At 66.2% G+C, this 19323-nt stretch carries 16 protein-coding genes; 9 read left to right on the forward strand and 7 right to left on the reverse strand.

Features of this window, described 5'->3' with window-relative positions; translation table 11 throughout:
* Positions 1 to 80: 80 nt before the first annotated feature.
* A complete protein-coding gene (locus tag D8676_RS00315; protein WP_121578852.1) occupies positions 81 to 362 on the forward strand; it encodes a type II toxin-antitoxin system RelE/ParE family toxin in 282 nt (93 codons plus the stop codon).
* Positions 337 to 651 (forward strand): HigA family addiction module antitoxin, encoded by a 315-nt coding sequence (locus D8676_RS00320; protein ID WP_121578853.1) that lies wholly within the window; start codon positions 337 to 339, stop codon positions 649 to 651. The genes D8676_RS00315 and D8676_RS00320 overlap by 26 nt, the downstream gene beginning before the upstream one ends.
* Here D8676_RS00320 and murJ read toward each other — a convergent pair whose 3' ends face one another.
* From murJ to dinB, 6 genes are all read right to left on the reverse strand, one after another.
* Positions 652 to 2244, reverse strand: coding sequence for a murein biosynthesis integral membrane protein MurJ (gene murJ / locus D8676_RS00325; RefSeq protein WP_121578854.1), 1593 nt, complete (start codon positions 2242 to 2244; stop codon positions 652 to 654).
* 9 nt (positions 2245 to 2253) lie between these two features.
* Positions 2254 to 5049, reverse strand: coding sequence for a [protein-PII] uridylyltransferase (locus D8676_RS00330; RefSeq protein WP_121578855.1), 2796 nt, complete (start codon positions 5047 to 5049; stop codon positions 2254 to 2256).
* Between the two features lie 171 nt (positions 5050 to 5220).
* Positions 5221 to 7899, reverse strand: a complete 2679-nt coding sequence (locus tag D8676_RS00335; protein ID WP_245426498.1) for an EAL domain-containing protein — start codon at positions 7897 to 7899, stop codon at positions 5221 to 5223.
* Between the two features lie 371 nt (positions 7900 to 8270).
* Complete coding sequence (locus D8676_RS00340; RefSeq protein WP_121578856.1) at positions 8271 to 8678, reverse strand: DNA breaking-rejoining protein; 408 nt, start codon at positions 8676 to 8678, stop codon at positions 8271 to 8273.
* A gap of 40 nt (positions 8679 to 8718) precedes the next feature.
* Positions 8719 to 9714, reverse strand: a complete 996-nt coding sequence (locus D8676_RS00345) for a L,D-transpeptidase (RefSeq protein ID WP_245426500.1) — start codon at positions 9712 to 9714, stop codon at positions 8719 to 8721.
* A gap of 100 nt (positions 9715 to 9814) precedes the next feature.
* Positions 9815 to 11062 (reverse strand): DNA polymerase IV, encoded by a 1248-nt coding sequence (gene dinB, locus D8676_RS00350; protein WP_121578858.1) that lies wholly within the window; start codon positions 11060 to 11062, stop codon positions 9815 to 9817.
* 187 nt (positions 11063 to 11249) lie between these two features.
* On the opposite strand from dinB, the gene D8676_RS00355 reads away from it, so the two are divergent.
* The 5 genes from D8676_RS00355 to D8676_RS00375 all read left to right on the forward strand — a co-directional run bounded on the left by D8676_RS00355 (position 11250) and on the right by D8676_RS00375 (position 15433).
* Positions 11250 to 11681, forward strand: coding sequence for a hypothetical protein (locus tag D8676_RS00355; RefSeq protein ID WP_121578859.1), 432 nt, complete (start codon positions 11250 to 11252; stop codon positions 11679 to 11681).
* 62 nt (positions 11682 to 11743) lie between these two features.
* Positions 11744 to 12115: a hypothetical protein gene (locus D8676_RS00360; RefSeq protein WP_121578860.1), complete on the forward strand. Its 372-nt coding sequence runs from the start codon at positions 11744 to 11746 to the stop codon at positions 12113 to 12115.
* Between the two features lie 216 nt (positions 12116 to 12331).
* Entirely contained in the window at positions 12332 to 12919 is a 588-nt protein-coding gene (locus D8676_RS00365) for a sigma-70 family RNA polymerase sigma factor (RefSeq protein ID WP_121578861.1), read from the forward strand.
* Entirely contained in the window at positions 12910 to 13584 is a 675-nt protein-coding gene (locus D8676_RS00370) for an anti-sigma factor (RefSeq protein WP_121578862.1), read from the forward strand. Before D8676_RS00365 ends, D8676_RS00370 begins: the two co-directional genes overlap by 10 nt.
* Before the next feature lie 109 nt (positions 13585 to 13693).
* Complete coding sequence (locus D8676_RS00375; protein WP_348628987.1) at positions 13694 to 15433, forward strand: S8 family serine peptidase; 1740 nt, start codon at positions 13694 to 13696, stop codon at positions 15431 to 15433.
* Positions 15434 to 15446: 13 nt separating this feature from the next.
* Here the strand turns inward: D8676_RS00375 and D8676_RS00380 are convergent, their stop codons facing one another.
* Entirely contained in the window at positions 15447 to 16469 is a 1023-nt protein-coding gene (locus tag D8676_RS00380) for a substrate-binding domain-containing protein (protein WP_121579681.1), read from the reverse strand.
* 339 nt (positions 16470 to 16808) lie between these two features.
* On the opposite strand from D8676_RS00380, the gene D8676_RS00385 reads away from it, so the two are divergent.
* Both D8676_RS00385 and D8676_RS00390 read left to right on the forward strand, forming a co-directional pair.
* Complete coding sequence (locus D8676_RS00385; protein WP_121578864.1) at positions 16809 to 18164, forward strand: ABC transporter substrate-binding protein; 1356 nt, start codon at positions 16809 to 16811, stop codon at positions 18162 to 18164.
* 147 nt (positions 18165 to 18311) lie between these two features.
* The gene (locus tag D8676_RS00390) at positions 18312 to 19322 is read left to right on the forward strand and encodes a sugar ABC transporter permease (protein ID WP_121578865.1); all 1011 of its coding nucleotides are present in this window, start codon (positions 18312 to 18314) and stop codon (positions 19320 to 19322) included.
* Position 19323 lies beyond the last annotated feature (1 nt).

A 19323-nucleotide genomic window follows, 5' to 3' on the forward strand; every position in this document is an offset into this window, starting at 1 on the left:
ATCGGAAGGGGAATGTTCCCAAGCCTGCTTGTGTCGGCCACGCCAATTGCTACATATAACGTCATGCGTTATAGACATATATGATCCGAAGCTTCGCCGATGCGGAAACCGAAAAGATCTGGAACGGCGTCAAAAGCCGCAAGCTGCCGCCGGACATTCAGAACAAGGCACTGGTGAAACTTCGTATGCTGAACAGGGCCTTGATGCTCGACGATCTTAGAAATCCACCGGGCAATCGTCTTGAGAAGCTCAAAGGAGACTACCGGGACAGATATTCGATCAGGATCAACGAGCAGTGGCGGGTTGTTTTTGCCTGGGAAGAAGGCGGAGCCGGGAATGTCCAAATCATCGACTATCATTGAAGAGCCCCTCCACAACCCGCATGCGGGTGAAATCCTGCTGGAGGAGTTCCTCGTTCCTTTGGGATTGAGCCAGAATGCGCTTGCCCGCGCCATCGGCGTGCCTCCGCGGCGTATCAACGAGATCGTGCTCGGCAAAAGGGCGGTGACGGCGGACACAGATCTGCGCCTCGCTCGGTATTTCAGGATGTCCGAAGGCTTCTTTCTTGGGCTTCAGAACGACTTCGAGATCAGGGAGCGGAAGCGTCAGCTTGGCGATGCGCTGGATAAGATCGCGCCGCGCGCCGCCTGATCATTCCGAATCTGCCGGCGCCCGGTTTATCCCGCGCCCGCGCCGGACGTTCCTGCGGATCATGCTGAGATCGGCGCCGCCGAGCCCGAAGGCCGCCACGAAATAGATCGCCATCGCTGCAAGGATGATCGCCCCGAGCGCCAGTGCCTGGGTGTAGATCGGCGTCGCCGGATCGAAATGCTGCGCCAGCCAGGACACGGCCAGGTGGATGGCGACGGCCATCAGCGCGCAGGCGAGGATGAGCCGGGGCGTACGCTTCAGGAGGCCGGCATCGCTCCTCCAGTGGCCGCGCGCGATCAGCACGCCAAGCAGCATGGAGGCGTTGACCCAGCCGGCCACCGCCGCGGCGGTGGCTATCCCCGGCGCTCCCATCGACGGGAACAGCCATAGCGCCGTCGATATGTTCACCGCCACGGAGATTGCGGCGAAGATCATCGGCGTCCGCGTGTCCTCGCGCGCGAAATAGCCCGGCGTGAAGGCCTTGATCAGCACGAAGGCCGGCAGGCCGAGCCCGAAGATGGCGAGCACTTCGGCGACCACCGCCGTATCCTCCGGCGAGAAGGCGCCGCGCTCGTAGAGCACGCGCACGATCGGTTCAGACATGGTGAGCAGCGCGGCCGCGGCTGGCAGCGTCAGGAACAGCGTGAACTCGACCGAACGATTCTGCAGGTTCCCGGCATCGACGAGATGGCCGGACCGCAGCGCGCGCGCCAGTTCGGGCAGGAGCACGACGCCGACCGCGACGCCGACGACGCCGAGCGGCAGTTGGTAGACTCGGTCGGCGAGGTTGAGCGCGGGGACCGCGCCCGCCTGTCCCGAGGCGATCGCCGTGCCGACCAGCGTGTTGATCTGGGTGATGCCGCCGGTGATGGCGGCGGGCAGGGCGAGCCACAGCAGCCGCCTCACATTGGGCGTCAGCCGCGGCCGGCGGAAGCCGATCGACACGCCGGCGCGCCTGACCGCGAAGAAGACGATGCCGAGTTGCACCAGGCCGGCGGCCAGCACGCCCCAGCCGAGCGCCAGGCCGACCTCCCGTCCGTCGAAGCCGCCGTACCAGGCGGCGACCAGGATGGCGACCAGGATGATGTTGAGGAAGACCGGCGCGATCGCCGCCGCGAAATAGCGGTGCAGCGAGTTCAGCATTCCCGCCATCATGGCGCCGAGCGACATGCAGATGAGGTAGGGGAACATGATCGCCGCCAGCTCGGTGGTCAGCAGCAGTTTGGCCGGGTCCTCGGCGAAGCCGGGCGCGATGGCGTAGCGGATGACCAGCGGCATCGCCAGTTCCATGGCGATCGTCAGCAGCAGGAGCACGCTGAACAGAACGCCAAAAACCTCTTCGGAGAACTTCTTCGCGCCGGCGACGCCGCCGGCCTCGATCTCCCTGGCGAAGAGCGGCACGAAGGCGGCGTTGAAGGCGCCTTCGGCGAACAGCCGGCGGAACGTGTTGGGGAACTGGAATGCCGCGTAGAAGGCTTCCGCCACCGGCCCGGTGCCGAGTGCGGCCGCCATCATCATCTCGCGCGCGAAGCCGAAGATGCGGCTCAGCATCGTGCCCGACCCGACGGTCGCGAATTTTTTTACCAGGCTCATGGGACAGGCTTACTCCGCCGCGACCTTCGACTTGCCGGCGCGCTCGGCCGCCGCGCCTTCCAGCGTGGCGATCAGGCGCTTCTTCACCGTCTCCTGCCTGGTCGGGTTCTCGATCTTCGCGCCGGTCAGGTCGGTCACGTAGAAAGTGTCGATCACCTTCTCGCCGAAGGTGGTGATGTGGGCCGAGGCGATGTCGAGCGAGAGGTCGGACAGCGCACCGGTGATCTCCGACAGCAGGCCGGGCCGGTCGAGCCCCTCCACCTCGATGACGGAGAAGCGGTTCGACAGCGTGTTTCCGATGTCGACGCGCGGCTTGATCTTGAAGGCCTTGGCGCCGCGGCGCGGCCGCGACCGCTTCTCGATCATCTCGGGCAGCCACACCTTGCCGGACAGCACGTCCTCGATCAGCCTGCCGACCCGCTCGGCGCGCCGCCGCTCGTCCTCGTCGCGGTCGAACTCCCGGGAGATCAGGATGGTGTCGAGTGCCCGCCCGTCGGAGGTGGTGAAGATCTGCGCGTCGACGATATTGCCGCCAGCGGCGGCGCACGCGCCGGCGATCACCGACAGGAGACGCGGATGGTCCGGGGCCAGCACGGTGATCTCCGTCACCGCCTCGAAGGCGTGGGTCTTCACCATGGTGGCGAGTTTCTTCTTCGCCGCATCCGCCTCGCGGATGAATTCGGCATGGCGCAACTGGTCGTCCAGGTCGACGGTGAGCAGGTAGTTCTCGTAGTGCAGCCCGACATATTTGCGGCGCGTCTTCTCCGGCCATTCGGCAAGCGCGGCGGCAAGCGTCTCGCGCGCCTCGGCGGCGCGGTCGGCGCGCTTCACCTCCGAGAAGCCGCCGGTCAGCAGCAGTTCGGTCTCGTAGTAGAGGTTGCGCAGGAGCTGGCCCTTCCAGCCGTTCCAGACGCCCGGCCCGACGCCTCTGATATCGCAGACTGTCAGCACCAGCAGCAGCTTCAGCCGCTCGACCGACTGTACGACCGAGGCGAAATCGTCGATCGTCTTCCTGTCGTTGAGGTCGCGCGTCTGCGCCGTCATCGACATGTCGAGATGGTGCCGGACCAGCCAGGCCACCGTCTCGGTGTCCGCCGCCGACAGGCCGATATGCGGGCAGATTCGCTTGGCGATCCTGGCTCCGGCCTCGGAATGGTCCTCAGGCCGGCCCTTGGCGATGTCGTGCAGCAGCAGGGCGACGTAGAGCACCTCGCGATGCTTGCGCAGTCCCGGCATCAGCGAGTGCGACAGCGGGTGTACCTTCTCGCCGTCGCCGCGTTCGATCTCGTGCAGCACGCCGATGCAGCGGATGAGATGTTCGTCAACCGTGTAGTGGTGGTACATCGAGAACTGCATCATGGCGACGATCTTGCCGAAGTCGGGGATCAGCCGGCCGAGCAATCCCGCCTCGTTCATGCGACGGACATTGAGGTCGGGATTGCGGTCCGACGTCAGCAGATCGAGGAACAGCCGGTTTGCCTCGGCGTTGCGGCGCAGGTTCCTGTCGACCAGGCCGAGCGAACGGGTGAGCAGCTTGAGCGCGTCGGGATGGTATTCAAGCCCGTGCTTGTCGGCGAGCCAGAAGAGCCGGATCATGTTCACCGGATCGCGTTCGAAGACGTGCTCGTCGGCGATGTTGATGCGGTGGTTGTCAACGATGAAGTCGCTGGTGCCGGCAAGCTTGCGCTTGCGCCGCTGGAAGGTCAGGAAGATGCGGTTGAAGCCCGGGACGTGCTTGGCCTGCTCCTCCTCCAGCGCCGCGCAGAAGATGCGGGTCAGGTCGCCGACGTCCTTGGCGATCAGGAAGTAGTGCTTCATGAAGCGCTCGACCGCCGACAGGCCGGGATGGGTGGTGTAGCCGAGCCGCTCGGCAATGTCGCGCTGGATGTCGAAATGCAGCCGCTCCTCCGCCTTTCCGGTCAGGAAATGCATGTGGCAGCGCACCGCCCAGAGGAAGTCCTCGGCCTTGCTGAACTGGTCGTATTCGGCCTGGGTGAACACGCCCTTGTCGACCAGCTCGCCTGCCTTGCGCACGCGATAGAAATATTTGCCGATCCAGAACAGCGTCTGCAGGTCGCGCAGGCCGCCCTTGCCGTCCTTGACGTTAGGCTCCACCAGGTAGCGGGTGTCGCCGGCCTTGGCGTGGCGGGAATCGCGCTCGGTGAGCTTGGCATGGACGTATTCGGCGCCGGTACCCTTCACCACCTCGTTGTCGAAGCGGGCCATCAGCTCGTCGTAGAGCGCCTCCTCCGCCCACAGGAAGCGCGCCTCCAGGATCGAGGTGCGGATGGTGATGTCGGAGCGCGACTGCCGGATGCACTCGTCGATGTCGCGGGTGGCGTGGCCGACCTTCAGCCCCATGTCCCACAGCATGTAGAGCATGTATTCGACGACCGCTTCGCCCTGCGGCGTCTGTCCGGCGGGCAGCAGGAAGAGCAGGTCGATGTCGGAGCCCGGCGCCAGCGTGCCGCGGCCATAGCCGCCGGTCGCCACCACCGCCATGCGCGGCGCGGCCGCCTTGCCCCGGGGTTGCGGCACCTGCGTCATGGCGAAGTCGTGCAGCGCGCGGATGATCTCGTCCATCAGATGGGAGAGCCGCTTGGCGCAGGCGGTGCCGCTGCCGTCTTCGACGAGCAGCCTCTCGCCGGCCTGCCGTCCGGCGGCCAGCGTTTCCTTGAGGATCGCGAGCGCCTTGGCCCTGGTGTCGGCCGATTTCGCCCCGCCCTTGTCGGTCAGCGTGCCGAGCTTTTCGCGCAGCGTGCCGCTGTCGATCACATCCTCGAGCTTCAGGGGGATCTTCGCCATTGGCCCTCGCCGTCACGGCGGCGTCTATAGAGCAATTCCGGGAAAAGTGGAAATCCGGTTTTCCGTCCGGAATTGCGGCGAAGAAACGGCCATTCCGAGAAAAGTGGAGATCGGCTTTTCGTCATGCCGGAACGCGGGCACCGCGGCGGCTCGACGAAACGGCGCCGTGATCTAGGACGCCCTGCGCAGCAGCCGGCGGCGGGCGAAGGCCTTGAAGTCGGCGGCGCTCATCGCCCGCGCGAAGGCGTGGCCCTGCAGCGCGTTGCAGCCGAGCATCTGGAGCACGCGCGCGTGCTCCATCGTCTCCACGCCCTCCGCCAGCACCTCGATGCCGAGCGACTTGCCGATCTCGATGATCGAGCCGACGAGATGCCGCTGGGCCGGCGATTCGACGATCGGCGTGACCAGCTCCCGGTCGATCTTCAGCCGCCGCGGCTTCAGCCTGAGCAGGCTGACGATCGAGGCATGGCCGGAGCCGAAGTCGTCGATCTCGATGTCGATGCCGAACGCCTTGATCTGCTCGACGTTCCAGGTGAACAGCTCGTCGTTCTCGTCCAGGAAGATGGATTCCACCAGCTCGAAGGAGAGGCTGCCGGGCTTGATCGAGAGCTCGCCGAGGTTGCGGATCAGCTCCTCGTCGTGCAGGCGGCGCGCCGAGACGTTGACGGACACCTTCGGCACCTTGAGCCCGTTCGCCGCCCAGTCCTCGAAGTCGGCGAGCGCCTGCTCGAGGATCATGCGGTCTATGGTGGCGACCGCGTTCAACTCCTCGGCGGTCCTCATGAAATCGTTCGGGGTCAGCAGCCCCGAGGTCGGGTGTTTCCAGCGCGCCAGCGCCTCGACGCCGACGATGGCGTGGGTCGTCGCGTCGAACTGCGGCTGGTACCAGGCGACGAACTCGTTGCGCTCCAGGCCCGACAATATGTCGTCGGCGATGCGCTTGGTGGTGACGATCTCCGCCTGCAGCGCGTCATTGAAGAACTGGTAGCGGTTGCGGCCGCGGCCCTTCGCCCGGTAGAGCGCCAGGTCGGCATTGACCAGCAGCCGGCGCGGATCGGCGACCTGGTCGAGGTCGCAGGCGATGCCGATCGACACGCCGAAGCGGCACTCATGGCCGTGATAGGGCACCGGCTGGTACATCTGATCGATGACGCGGTCGGCAAGCTTGGCCAACAGCTCGTTCCATCGCGGCTTGTCGGCCTCGGCGATCTTGCACAGCACCACGAATTCGTCGCCGCCGACACGGGCGACGAAATCGCCCGCCCTGAGGTTCGCCCTGAGCACCCGCGCCGCATGCACCAGCATGGCGTCGCCGGCGGCGTGGCCGAGCGTGTCGTTGATCTGCTTGAAGCGGTCGAGGTCGAGATGCAGCAGTCCTGCGCGCTCGCCCTCGTCGAACTTCTCGACATGGGCGGCCAGCACCTCGTCGAGAAAGCGCCGGTTCGGCAGACCGGTCAGCGAATCGTGCAGCGCGTTGAACTCGATGCGCTCCTTGGCCGACTCCAGTTCGGCGTTGCGCGCTTCGCTGAGCGTGTTGGCGCGCTTCAGCTCTTCGTTGAGCAGGACATCGTCGGTGACGTCCCAGTTGACGCCGGCCATCCGGCGCGGGGCGCCGGGGTCCCTGTAGGCGCTGGCGGCCTCGCGGATGTGGCGGACCGTGCCGTCGGGAAGCCTCAGCCGGTACTGTGTGTGGTAGCTTCCCATTTCCGCGACCGCCTGGCGGAACTCCGCGCGCGCGCGCTCGACGTCATCAGGATGAACGGCGCTCTCCCAATGCATGTAGTTGCGCGGGCCGCCGTCGGCGGGCTGGCCGAACATCTGGTTCGTGCGGTCGTCCCAGAACAGCTCGTCGGTATCGAGGTTGATTTCCCAGACGCCGATCTTCGATGTGTCGAGCGCCAGCTCCAGGCGCCGCGACAGCCGCTCCATCTCGACCTCGCGCCTGCTGAGCTCGTCGACATTCTTCAGCCGCTCGTCGATCAGGCGTCCTGTCAGCGCGGTCGGGATCAGGATCAGCGCGCCGGCAGCGAAGATCGCCAGCCTAAGCATCCAGGCGTTCGGCGGCGTCTGCCCCCAGCCCTCCTTCGGCGTTGCCGCGATCTGCCAGGAGCCGGACGGCAGGATCACGTCGGCGGTGACCGGCTCGTTGGCCATGACTGCCTGGCTGCCGAAGAAGCGCTCGCCGCGCACGCCCATGCCGTCGCGGCCGGAAATCGCGATGTCGAGGCGCAGGTTCGGATCGAGCAGGCCGCTGTCGCGGTAGAGCTGCTCGAGCTCGACCACCGCCGAGACGATGCCCCAGAACCGCTTGCCGGCAACCGCGTCGTCGACGAAGACGGGGAAACGGCCGATCAAGCCGCGCCCGCCCTGCACCAGGTCGACGGGTCCGGCGAGGACGAGTTCGCCCGTGGCGCGGGCGCGAAACGCGGCCTCGCGCTGCGCCGGATTCTCGTTGTAGTCCAGTCCCAGCACCGCCTCGTTGCCGTCCAGCGGATGGACGAGCGTGGCGACCAGCCCCGGCGCCCCGACTATGTTGCGGATATGCGAGGTCCTGGCGAGCAGCTTGCCGGCCAGTTCCGAGAAGCGCGCCTGGTTCATCCGCGGCTCGGTCGCGATGGTGGCGACCAGCCCCCGCACCAGCTGGATGTTGCTGTTGACGTTGCCCTCCAGCTTCGCCCGGATCAGGCTGACCTGATCCAGAACGTGCGAGCGCAGCCGCTCCTCGTTGAGGCGGCGGTTCTGGTACTCGGCGAACAGGCCGGCGACCACGATGACAAGCAGCGCGAGCGCGACAGGCACGTTCGTCGGTCTACATATCAGGCGCAGCATGTTGCGCAGGGCGTAGAGCATGGCTCCCAAGATTACACCGCGAGCGGCCGTTCGGCGCAAAAAACCGTTGGACGCTAAAACAGACTCGTTAAACAGGGCCTTAAGAAAATGACGGGAATGCAGCAAGCCGCAATAAAGCTGTGCTGCTTTAGTGTAATGGCTCGCGTCCCTTTGGAAGAAAGCCCGATATTCCAGGCTTTCTTTATATGTAAAGATTGCCGCGGCTGCGATCGGCGGAGACCCTTGACCATTTGTTATCTCAGGTCAGCTCCCGCTGATCCGCCCGATCACGCCACCGGGCCGAAACGCTTTGGCGGCCTAAGCGACGGACACGCGCGCCTTGGCTGGCAAAAAGTCCGATCCGGGCAGAGCTTCGTCCGCTTCGATAGAAGTCAGCCGGTCACTTTGAAGGTGATCCGGAAATCGCATGTCTCGCCGCGGCGGGCGGCATTGCGCATCAGATAGACGCGAACCACATAGTCGCCGCTTGCCGGCAGCATGCCCGCATACTCGTTGCCGCTTTCCGAACCGAAGAAGAGCGCGGTTTCGGAGCCGGGCGCCGTTACGTTGAAATAACAGCTCAAATTGCTCGGCGAAAAGCTCACCGTCATCGCCTGGCTGGCGTTGGCGCCGATGCCGTAGACGACCGCGTCGTAGCCTTTCAGCGAGCCCGATAGCGTTGCCGAATTTTTGCCGGCGCCGAATTTGACCGTCTCGTGCTTGTCCGCCGCGATTGCCGGCAAAGCGAAAGCAAGGCAGGCGGCAAACGCGCCTGTCGTCAGTACGCAGTTTAGCGGCATCTTCGTTCCCCTGGATCTCCGAGGATCGGTCCTTAGGGTATTACGACATGATGACGAAGTCTTTGCCCGACTTGCTGTCGGGCGACAGCGGCGCGTCGGTCAGGATCATCACCATGCCTGGATGCATCTTCGCCTTGAGCTGCTCGACGAAAGCCGCCTCGGCCGTCAGGCGGCCAAGCGCGCGCTCCTCCGGCTGGAAGAGGCCGCCCTCATCCGTATGATGGGTGACGGCGACCCAGCTCATCCCCTGCGCGCCCTGGTCGGCGCCCTGCAGCACGAAGACATGGTCGCCGAGCGGCTCCGGCCCCTTAATGGCGAGGGCGGCCGTCGCAATCACGTCGGAATCCTGGATGAGCTCGATCTTCTTGTCGGCCGACGAGGCGATGACGGAAATGACCGGATTGGCTTCCGCCTCCGTCCAGTCGGCGGGATGCTTCTTTCCGGAGAGGCCGGCCTCGACCTCGGTGAACTCGTTCTCCGCATAGCCCGACAGCACCATGCCCGGATGCGTCAGCTCCCACGGATCGGAATGGCTGCCGGCGATGATGACGGGTGTGCCGAGATGGGTGATCCCGAAAAGTTTCGCCGAAAAATCGAGCGGCAGCCGCACGCAGCCATGCGACGCCGGATAGCCGGGCAGATTGCCGGCATGCAGCGCGATGCCCGACCATGTCAGGCGGTTCATGTTCGGCATCGGCGCATCGTTGTAGGTAGAGGAATGATGGTTCTTGTCCTTCTGCAGGACGACGAACACGCCGGTCGGCGTCGCGTGCCCGGGCTTGCCGGTCGAGCAGGTAGAGACCGCGACCCGTACGCCGTTGCGGTAGACATGCACCAACTGCTCCGGCAGCGACACCACCACCGCGACCGGCCCGGTCGGCTGGCGGTCGGGATGCCAGGTGAACTCGCCAGGTTTCAGGTCGCCGATATCCTTCAGCACCTCCTGCCCGACCGTCTCGGCGGCGATCAGGCTGACGCCCAAGATCAGCCCGCCGCGCAGAAGCTCGCGCCTGTCCATCCTTGCCAACCGTCTCATGACCATCCGACCCTCCTGCCGTGGCGTCGCCATCCTCAACGGCTTAGCGGATTCCGCCGCGCTTAGGAATCCTCCTCGCGCCGGATCGGCGCACAGTCTCTCACAGCTCCTTTTCCGCCAGCTCGCGGAAGGCGTCCGGCACCGAGCTCGATGGCATCAGCGCAACCGAGGCGTAGCCGACCGCCTCCCAGCCGAAACGGTCGCGGATCTTGTCGATGGCGCGGTCGGCGGTGAAGCGCGCCAGCCCGCGCCCGCTGCCCGGGCGTCGCCGCTCGTCGGCGAGCCCCAGCGGCAGGTCGAGCTGCAGGCCCTCGCGCTCCTCGAGATGTGATACCGATATCGCCAGCAGCGAGATCGTCCGCTCTTCCGGATGGTCGGCGAGCGCTGCCCGCACCAACTCCTCGGCGATCTCGGCCAGCATCGTCGTCGCCGAGATCGGCTGGTCGAGCGTGATCGAGCGGGTCACCGCGCGCATATCGGCGAAGCGCACGCGCACCGTCACCGTCCGCCCCGGGCGCGACTTTGCCCTGAGCCGCGTCGCGACGCGGTCGGCGAGGTGGAGCAGGGTGGGCCGGAACACGCTCTCCTTTGCCGGCTTGATGCCGATCGCCGATTGCGCACCCGCTGAATGCGCGCGCCTGCGGGTGACGATCGCACGCGGGTCGCGGTTCCAGGCGAGCGCGCCAAGCTTTGCACCCGCCGCCTGCCCGAGCAGGCGCTCCAGCGACCAACCCGGCGTCTTCGCCAGTTGTCCGATCGTGAAGACGCCGCTCTTCGCAAGCTTCGCCTCCGTCACCGGCCCGACGCCCCACATCAGCCCGACCGGCAGATCGTGCAGGAAGGCGAGTTCAGTCGCCGGGTCGACCACCACCAGCCCGTCGGGCTTGGCCACCTGCGAGGCGATCTTGGCGAGATGCTTCGTCCGGGCGACGCCGATCGAGATCGGCAGGCCGATCTCCTCGCGCACGCGCCGCCTTATCGTCGTTGCGATCTCGTCCGGCGGCCCGAACAGATGCGTGCAACCGGCGACGTCGGCAAACGCCTCGTCGATCGAGATGCGCTCGACCAGCGGCGTGAAGTCGCCGAGCACGCGAATGGCGGCGTCGCCAAGCCGCTGGTATTCCTCGAAATGTCCGCCGGTGAAGATCAGGCCGGGGCAGAGTTCCCTGGCGCGCCGGCCCGGCATGCCGCCATGCACGCCGAACGCCTTCGCCTCATAGGACGCCGCCAGCACCACGCCGCCGCCGACCGCGACCGGCTTGCCGCGAAGCGACGGGTCGAGCAACTGCTCCACCGACGCGTAGAAGGCGTCGAGGTCCGCATGCAGGATTGTCGCCGCGCTTTCCATACGATCGCAAGAGATTCTGGTTTCGAACAAAAAGAGAACATAGAGTGGCGCGTGTCAAGCGGTCGCTGCCGGCCGGGCCTGCTCGCGAAACCGTGCACTCGGCGTGATCAAAAACATCGGAAGGATGGTGTTAGTCTCGATTTGTAAACGAGGGAAACATCCCCGTTAGGGGGAGAAAGGACAAGAAATGACCGGGAACGATACGCTCTCGCAGCGTTGGGACAATTTTCAGCCATCCAAGACGCTGTGGTTCTGGAGCATCGTCGGCGCCGCGTTGGTGACCATGATCCTCGGCTTCACCGCCGGAGGCTGGACGACCGGCGGGAGCGCCGCAGCCATGGCCGAGAAGTCGGCACGCGATGCGCGCGCCGAACTGGTCGCGTCGGTCTGCATCGAGAAATTCGTCACCCAGTCGGACGCTACGGCACAGTTCGCCGCCTTGAAGGAAGCCTCTTCCTGGCAGCGTGACGAATTCATCGAGAAGGGCGGATGGGCCACGCTGATGGGCATGGAGAAGGCCGTTCCCGGCGCGGCAAGCGCCTGCGCCGACCAGTTGGCGGCGATGGACGACCTGCCCCCGCGCGAGGTGACGACCGCGCCGACCTCCACGGATAGCTGACGATCCCTGATCGAACTTGACGCCGGAGGCCATTCTCCGGCGTCACCGCACCGGCAGAAGGCATGGCGACCATGTCCAGCTTCAATTCGACGCCGCGCTTGCTGGTGCTGGCCACCGTCGCCTGCGGCCTGCTGGCTCCCGCGGCAGCGCAGGAGCGCATGGTGGTCCGGGCGGACGACGCCAAAAGAAGGACCTGCCCTTCCGAGCAATGCGGCATCGTCGGACGCTTCTTCTCCGGCGAGTCGGTCCCCGTCTTCGAACGCGCGGACGGCTGGTCCCGCGTTTCGCTCTATTACACGGCCGGATGTCATGACGGCCGCTCGTCCTTTGTCGAGGTCGGGCACGACGAATGCACGAAGGCCAATGGCATCGTGCAAGGCGAATTCGCCGAATGGGTGAAATCCGCCTTCCTCGCGGCGGAAGCCGGCAGCTAGGCCGGTTCTCACGCGGGGAGGCAGGCGGGGCTCCGGGGGGCGCCTCGCCTGCATCCGCACCGCAAGCCGCGCAAATGAGCCTCGGGCGCCATCGCGGCGAGCCGGCTCCGTAAGCCCGCCGCCCTTCCGCCGGCCCGCCACATGGGTTAAGTCAAAAATCCGAAGTTTCCGGTGAACCTTTCGCCGCCCAGCCGCGACCGAGCCTGCAGGAGCCTCATGGTAAGCCCCGTGGCCGCCACGTCCGCAGCACAGCAGACCGACCGCGAACTCGTGGAACGGGTCGCCGGCGGGGATCGCGCCGCCGTCAGGCTCCTGTTCATGCGCCACCACGCCCGGGTCTACCGGTTCGCGGCGCGCCAGACGGGATCGGAATTGATGGCCGACGACATCACCAACGAAGTCTTCCTCGAATTGTGGCGCCAGGCCCCGGCCTTCCAGGGCCGTTCGGAAGTGTCCACCTGGCTGCTCGGCATCGCCCGTTTCAAGGCGCTGTCGGCGCTGCGCAAGCGCAAGGAAGAGGCGATCGACGAGGACGAGGCCGCGGCGATCCCCGACACCGGCGATACGCCCGAAGTGGCGGTCATGAAGGACGACAAGGCGACTGCGCTGAAGCGCATGGTCAATGCGCTGCCGGAAGAACACCGCACAGTGATCGACCTCGCCTACTATCATGCCAAATCGGTTGTCGAGATCGCCGAGGTCCTGCAGATCCCGGTCGCCACCGTGAAGACCCGCATGTTCTACGCCCGCAAGAAGCTCGGCGAGGCGTTGCAGGCCGCCGGCTTCGAAAGGGGATGGCCATGAGCCCGGACGAGAACCCCGAAAACATGTCCCGCCGCGACGAGATGGAGGCGCTGCTGCCCTTCTATCTGAACGGCACGCTGGAAGCCGCCGACCTCGCCGCGGTCGAGGACTGGCTGGCGACGGACCCCGCAGCACTTGCCGCGCTCGAGGAAGCGGAGGCCGAGTTCTCCGGCACGAGCGCGGCCAACCAGGCGATCCGCCCGCCCGCCGATGCGCTGTCGCGCTTCTCCGCCGCGCTCGACGCCGAGGCAGGGGTGGAGCGCGTCGCCTCGCCCTCTCTGCTTTCGCGCCTGTGGGCCGGCTTCATGGCGATCCCGGCGGGCGTCGCCTGGGCGGCGGCCACCGCCGCGGTGGTGCTCGTGCTGGTGCAGGCGGTGATGGAGCCCGGCGGTCGCGGCGGGCCGATCGAGATCGCCGGCACGGAGGCTGCGAACATGCCCTTCGCGCTGGTCACCTTCAAGCCGGACGCCCGCATCGCCGATATTTCCGCCGTGCTGTCGGGGCAGGGCGCGGTGATCCTTGCCGGCCCTGCTGCGGGCGGCGTCTTCAAGATCGGCATCCCGGCAAAGACCGCCGCCGACTACGAGCGGATCGTCGGCCTTATTGCTGCCCAGCCCTTTGCCGAGACTGTTTCGGCAGGGAGGAAGCCAGCCAATGGCGGATAAAGCAGTTCCAGGAAAAGTGGGAAGCGGTTTTCCGTCCGGAATTGCGTCAAGACATCTGATACGCACGGCGCGGCGTCTTTCGATTCCGGCCTCTGTCCTGGCGGCGGTGTTGCTCGCAGCCTTTCCCGCTTCCGCGCAGACCAACGATCCGAACCTCACCGAGCAGGACCTCGACTGCTTCCGCAAGCAGGCGGAGGGCGGCCCCGACTGCGTGCCGGGACAGGCGCCCGAGGAGTCCGCGCCCGACCAGACCGAGCCTGAAAAGGCGGAGCCAGAGCCGCAGCAGCCGACCAGGGAGAGCGGGGCCGAACCGGACGCGGAGCAGACGACCGGGGAAGATGCGAAACCTGAGGCCGCACCGGCGAGCGAAGAAAGTGCTGCCGAGCCCGGTTCGGGGCAGGCCGGCGAAGCTGCGCCGCAGCCCGACGAATTCACCGTGCAGGGCCAGCCTTCGAAGCCGGATTCCGGTGCGGCTGTGTCCGAGCCTGCCGCGGCAGCCGAACCCGATGCTGCCGGACCTGGCCGCGACGCCGGCTCGGATACCGCTACCGACTCTACTGGCGCGAGTACCGGCAGTGCCGAAAATGCCGATCCCAACGCGGTGTTGCTGCCGGGCTTGATCGTGGACCTTTTCCCCAATCCGCCGCCCGCCGCTGCGCCGGAGCCCGCCGTGCCCGCACAGGCCGACGCCGCGATCCCCGCAGCTCCGCCGCCAGCCGATCCGCCTGCGCCTCCAGCGATCGCTCCCGGCGCGCTCGCCGCCGTTCCGCCCGTCGCCGCGCCGGTCGCGGTACAGGGTGAATTCGTGCCCGACGAGGTGCTGGTCACCGTGGACGGCGACGCTGCGGTCGCCGCCGCCGTCGCCCAGGATTTCGGCCTCGAAGTCCGCTCGCAGCGAACCTCGACCCTGCTCGATTCCACGATCGTGCGTTACGGCATTCCCGATGGAAGGCCGGTCGGCGTCGTGCTGGCGCAGCTTGCCGGCGACGGCCGCACCACCCGCCGCGTGCCGAACCATGTCTACGACCTGCAGCAGGCGGCGGGCATCGTGAACTACGCCTTCCAGCGCATCGCGCTGGCGCCCGACACGGCCAATGGCGAGAATGTCGGCGTCGCCGTCATTGACACCGCGCTCGACGAGACGCACCCCGCGATCAAGGACGCCATAGCTGGGGAATTCGACGCCATGCCCGGCGTCGAGGTCACCACGCGCGACCATGCGACCTCCGTCGCTGGGCTGATCGCCGGCACCGGCGAGTTCCGCGGCATGGCGCCCGGCGCCAGGATTTTCCACGCGCGCGCCTTCGAGGGCGGCAAGTCGACGATGGACGTCATCCTCTCCGCGCTCGACTGGGCGGCCGGCGAGGAGGTGCGCATCGTCAATATGAGCTTCGTCGGCCCGAAGAACGATCTTCTTGAGGAAGCCTGCGCGGCCGCCCGCGAGCGCGATATCGTGCTGGTCGCGGCTGCCGGCAACAACGGGCCGAACGCGCCCTACGGCTACCCGGCCGCCTATCCCGGCGTCATTGCCGTCACCGCGACCGACGACAAGGACGAGCTGATGGCAGAGGCCAACCGCGGGCCCTACGTCTTCGTCTCCGCGCCCGGCGTCAACGTCATCGCCCCGGTCGGCGGCGGACAGGACCTCGTCACCGGTACGTCCTTCGCCGCCGCCGTCGTGTCGGGGGCCATCGCCAATCTGATCCACGCAGCCCCCGACCGCTCGGCCGACTGGATCGAGGCGGCGCTCTCCTCCACCGCCAAGGATCTCGGCGAGGCCGGCCGCGATTCCGATTTCGGCTTCGGCCTTATCGACGCCAAGGCTGCCGGCGAGATGCAGGACGACTGAGGAAAATAGCCGGCTAAGATTTGGCGCCGGCAATAGAGCCGCGCACCACCAGATCGACCGGCCAGACCTCGCCGCGCGGGTCGCTCTCCAGGCCGGAGATCTTCGCTGCCAGCCTTTCGGCGATGCGCTGTCCGGCGGCGCGGATCGACGAGCGCGTCGTCGTCAGCGGCACGGAAAAATTCTCCGGCTTCAGCCAGGGGAACACGTCGTCATGGGCGATCACCGAGACGTCACCGGGGATCGACAGGCCGAGGTCGCGGATGGCGCGCACGACGCCGAGCGCCATGATCAGGCTGGAGCAGAGGATGGCCGTCGGCGGCGCGTCGCCCTGGAGCAGGCTTGTTGCCGCGCGAAACCCGTTCTCCTCCGTCATCGCCGCCGAGCGCATCCGCTCCGGCGCCAGCGCCAGCCCGCTTGCGGCAAGCGCGCGCCGCGCGCCGCGCTCGCGCAGGATCGCGAAGGTCTCGCCGAGATCGCCGTTGATCAGCGCCACCCTCGTATGGCCGAGCTGCACCAGCAGCCGCGCCGCGTCGTGGAACGCCGCCTCGTTGTCGATGTCGAGAAAGGCATAGTCGAAATCGAGCCCTTCGCTCCTGCCATGCACGATGAACGGGATGCCGAGCTGGTTGAGCAGGGAGACGCGGCGGTCTGCCGGCCGCGGCGAGGAGACGTAGACGGCGTCGACCTGCTTGTTGGCGACGACGCGGCGGTAGGTCGTCTCCTCCTCGTCGGCGTCGGCCGGCGACAGCACGAGATCGAGCTCGTGGCCGCGCGCATAGTCGCCGAGCCCCGACAGGAATTCGACGAAATGCGGGTCGATGTCGACGGCCGCACCCGTCGGCATGACGTAGCCGATCATGCCGGCCTTGCCGGTCGCGAGCCGCCGCGCGCTGGGGTTGGGCCTGTAGCCGTGCCGCTTGGCCGCGTCGGCGACGCGCCGGCGCGTCTCCTCGCTGACCTCGGGATAGCCGTTCAGCGCGCGGCTCACCGTGGTCTGCGAGAGGGCCAGCATGTCGGAGAGCTGCTTGAGGTTCACCGGAGCCTCCAAATTTGTCAAAGCGCTTTCAAATTTCCTCGCGCAGCCGCGCCGAGTGTGAAGAGCGCAACGCCACCATCCTTATCGGGAAATTGAGGCATGAGAAGCAAAAACTTGCCATCAAACGGCTTAAAAACGCGCTGTGGCGCCAACGTGGGTCACATTCGGCTTGACTCCCACGCTGATCGGTGGCGATATCACTGTCAGCCAAAGCGCTTTGAAGACCTCTTTTCAAACGATTGCGGTTGGTTTGATCCTGAGGCAAGCTTCAAGGCGGGGTCGGCAGGGCGGAATTGGAGGTTCCGTCCCATGTCATCAGATCCACAGGGAGGAATGCCAATGAAGAAGACCCTTTTGCTGGGCGCGGCACTTGCAGCCCTCGCCTTCGCGGCGCCGGCATCCGCCGAGTTGAAATTCCCGCCGGGCGAAGACGCGCGATTCCACTGGGACAATTTCGAGGCGCTCAAGCAGGTCGACCTGAAGGGCGAGACGCTGTCCATCTTCGGGCCCTGGCGCGGCGAGGACGAGGCGCTGGTGCGCTCGGTGCTCGACTATTTCATCGAGGCGACCGGCGTCACCATCAACTATTCGTCGTCTGAGAACTACGAGCAGCAGATCGTCATCGACACGCAGGCGGGCAGCCCGCCCAATATCGCCATCCTGCCGCAGCCCGGCCTGATCCAGGACCTCGCCTCCAAGGGCTTGCTGACGCCGCTCGGCGACGATGTCGCCGCCTTCGTGCGCGACAATTACGGCGCCGGCCAGTCCTGGGTCGATCTCGGCACCTACAAGGACAAGGACGGCACCGAGAAATTCTTCGCCTTCCCCTACAAGGCCGACCTGAAGTCCCTGGTCTGGTACGTGCCGGAGAATTTCGAGGAGGCCGGCTACGAGGTCCCCGCCACATGGGAGGATTTGCAGGCCCTGTCCGAGCAGATCGTCGAGGACGGCGGCGTGCCGTGGTGCATCGGGCTGGGCTCCGGCGGCGCTACCGGCTGGCCGGCGACCGACTGGGTCGAGGACATCATGCTGCGCACCGCGCCGCCCGAGACCTATGATAAGTGGACGAGCAACGAGATACCGTTCAACGATCCGGCGGTCGTCAACGCGCTGCAGATATTCGCCGACATCGCCACCAACGACAAGATGGTCGACGGCGGCAAGGCGGCTGTCGCGGCGACCGACTTCCGCGACAGCCCGAAGGGTCTCTTCGGCCTGCCGCCCAAGTGCTATCTGCATCGCCAGGCTTCGTTCATCTCGTCCTTCTTCCCAGAGGGTACGAAGCTCGGCGAGGACGCCGACTTCTTCTACCTGCCGCCGATGGCCGCCAAGCCGGAACTCGGCAAGCCGGTGCTCGGCGCCGGCACCTTCGCCATGATCACCAAGGACTCCAAGGCGGCGCGCGAGTTCATCAAGTTCCTGGAAATGCCGCTGGCGCATGAGATCTGGATGGCGCAGTCGGGCCTGCTGACGCCGCTGAAGACGGCCAACCAGGAGGCCTACGCCAACGACCAGCTGAAGAAGCAGGGCGACATCCTCGTCAACGCCTCTACCTTCCGCTTCGACGGCTCCGACCTGATGCCCGGCAAGATCGGCGCCGGCGCCTTCTGGACCGGCATGATCGACCTCGTCGGCGGCAAGCCGGCGCCGGACGTGGCTGGTGACATCCAGAAGAGCTGGGACGCGATCAAGTAAGTTGCGACGGAGACAGGCCGCCGGCCTGTCTCCAGCAATCGGCGGTCGGCAATCGCCTGGACAGGCGCTGCCGGCGCCCGAACTGCTATCGGTCAAATCGCGTATCGGACTGCCCATTGCCGACTGCCTTAAGCACCGGAGGGACCCGTGGCTGCTCAGATCCTTTCTGCCATCATCACGATCATCGTCGGCGTCGGCGGCGCGATCGCCTATTTCTGGGGCGCCAACAGGCTGCTCGACCTGATCTTCCCGTCGCGCGGCGTGGCCGGCATGGCCGCCGTCGACAATCTCCGGCGGCAGGGCTTCATCCGCCCGTGGCTCTTCATCGGCCCGGCGCTGATCATCCTCGTCGTCTACCTGATCTATCCCGTCATCCAGACGCTCTACCTCTCCTTCCACGATCGCAGCGGCGAGAACTTCGTCGGCGTCGCCAACTATGCCTGGGCGTTTGGCGACCGCGAGTTCCAGAACTCGATCCTCAACAACCTGCTGTGGCTGGCCGTCGTGCCCGCCGCCTGCACCTTCCTCGGCCTGGTGATCGCGGTGCTGACCGACAGGATCTGGTGGGGCACGATCGCCAAGAGCCTGATCTTCCTGCCGCTCGCCATCTCCTTCGTCGGCGCCAGCGTCATCTGGAAGTTCATCTACGAATACCGCGGCGACGGGCAGGTGCAGATCGGCCTCTTGAACGCCATCGTGCAGTTCTTCGGCGGCAATCCTCAGGTGTGGATCTCGCTGCCCTTCTGGAACAGCTTCTTCCTGATGGTCATCCTGATCTGGATCCAGACCGGCTTCGCCATGGTCATCCTGTCGGCGGCGCTGCGCGGCATTCCCGAGGAGACGATCGAGGCCGCCGTCATCGATGGCGCCAACCCGTTCCAGATTTTCTGGAAGATCATGATCCCGCAGATCTGGGGCACCATCGCCGTCGTCTGGACGACGATCACCATCCTGGTGCTCAAGGTCTTCGACATCGTGCTGACAATGACCAACGGCCAGTGGAACAGCCAGGTTCTGGCCAACCTGATGTTCGACTGGATGTTCCGCGGCGGCGGCGATTTCGGCCGAGGCGCCACCATCGCCATCATCATCATGCTCGCCGTGCTGCCCATCATGATCTGGAACATCCGCCAGGCCAACAAAGAGGGAGGGCTCTGAG

The organism is Mesorhizobium sp. YM1C-6-2, assembly GCF_003666685.1.
Taxonomy (GTDB): domain Bacteria; phylum Pseudomonadota; class Alphaproteobacteria; order Rhizobiales; family Rhizobiaceae; genus Mesorhizobium_K.

Bases quoted from the DNA above. Each gene is read 5' to 3' on its own strand.
- D8676_RS00315 (WP_121578852.1), top strand. From the start codon at position 81: ATGATCCGAAGCTTCGCCGATGCGGAAACCGAAAAGATCTGGAACGGC.
- D8676_RS00320 (WP_121578853.1), top strand. From the start codon at position 337: ATGTCCAAATCATCGACTATCATTGAAGAGCCCCTCCACAACCCGCAT.
- murJ (WP_121578854.1), bottom strand. From the start codon at position 2,244: ATGAGCCTGGTAAAAAAATTCGCGACCGTCGGGTCGGGCACGATGCTG.
- D8676_RS00330 (WP_121578855.1), bottom strand. From the start codon at position 5,049: ATGGCGAAGATCCCCCTGAAGCTCGAGGATGTGATCGACAGCGGCACG.
- D8676_RS00335 (WP_245426498.1), bottom strand. From the start codon at position 7,899: ATGCTCTACGCCCTGCGCAACATGCTGCGCCTGATATGTAGACCGACG.
- D8676_RS00340 (WP_121578856.1), bottom strand. From the start codon at position 8,678: ATGCCGCTAAACTGCGTACTGACGACAGGCGCGTTTGCCGCCTGCCTT.
- D8676_RS00345 (WP_245426500.1), bottom strand. From the start codon at position 9,714: ATGAGACGGTTGGCAAGGATGGACAGGCGCGAGCTTCTGCGCGGCGGG.
- dinB (WP_121578858.1), bottom strand. From the start codon at position 11,062: ATGGAAAGCGCGGCGACAATCCTGCATGCGGACCTCGACGCCTTCTAC.
- D8676_RS00355 (WP_121578859.1), top strand. From the start codon at position 11,250: ATGACCGGGAACGATACGCTCTCGCAGCGTTGGGACAATTTTCAGCCA.
- D8676_RS00360 (WP_121578860.1), top strand. From the start codon at position 11,744: ATGGCGACCATGTCCAGCTTCAATTCGACGCCGCGCTTGCTGGTGCTG.
- D8676_RS00365 (WP_121578861.1), top strand. From the start codon at position 12,332: ATGGTAAGCCCCGTGGCCGCCACGTCCGCAGCACAGCAGACCGACCGC.
- D8676_RS00370 (WP_121578862.1), top strand. From the start codon at position 12,910: ATGGCCATGAGCCCGGACGAGAACCCCGAAAACATGTCCCGCCGCGAC.
- D8676_RS00385 (WP_121578864.1), top strand. From the start codon at position 16,809: ATGAAGAAGACCCTTTTGCTGGGCGCGGCACTTGCAGCCCTCGCCTTC.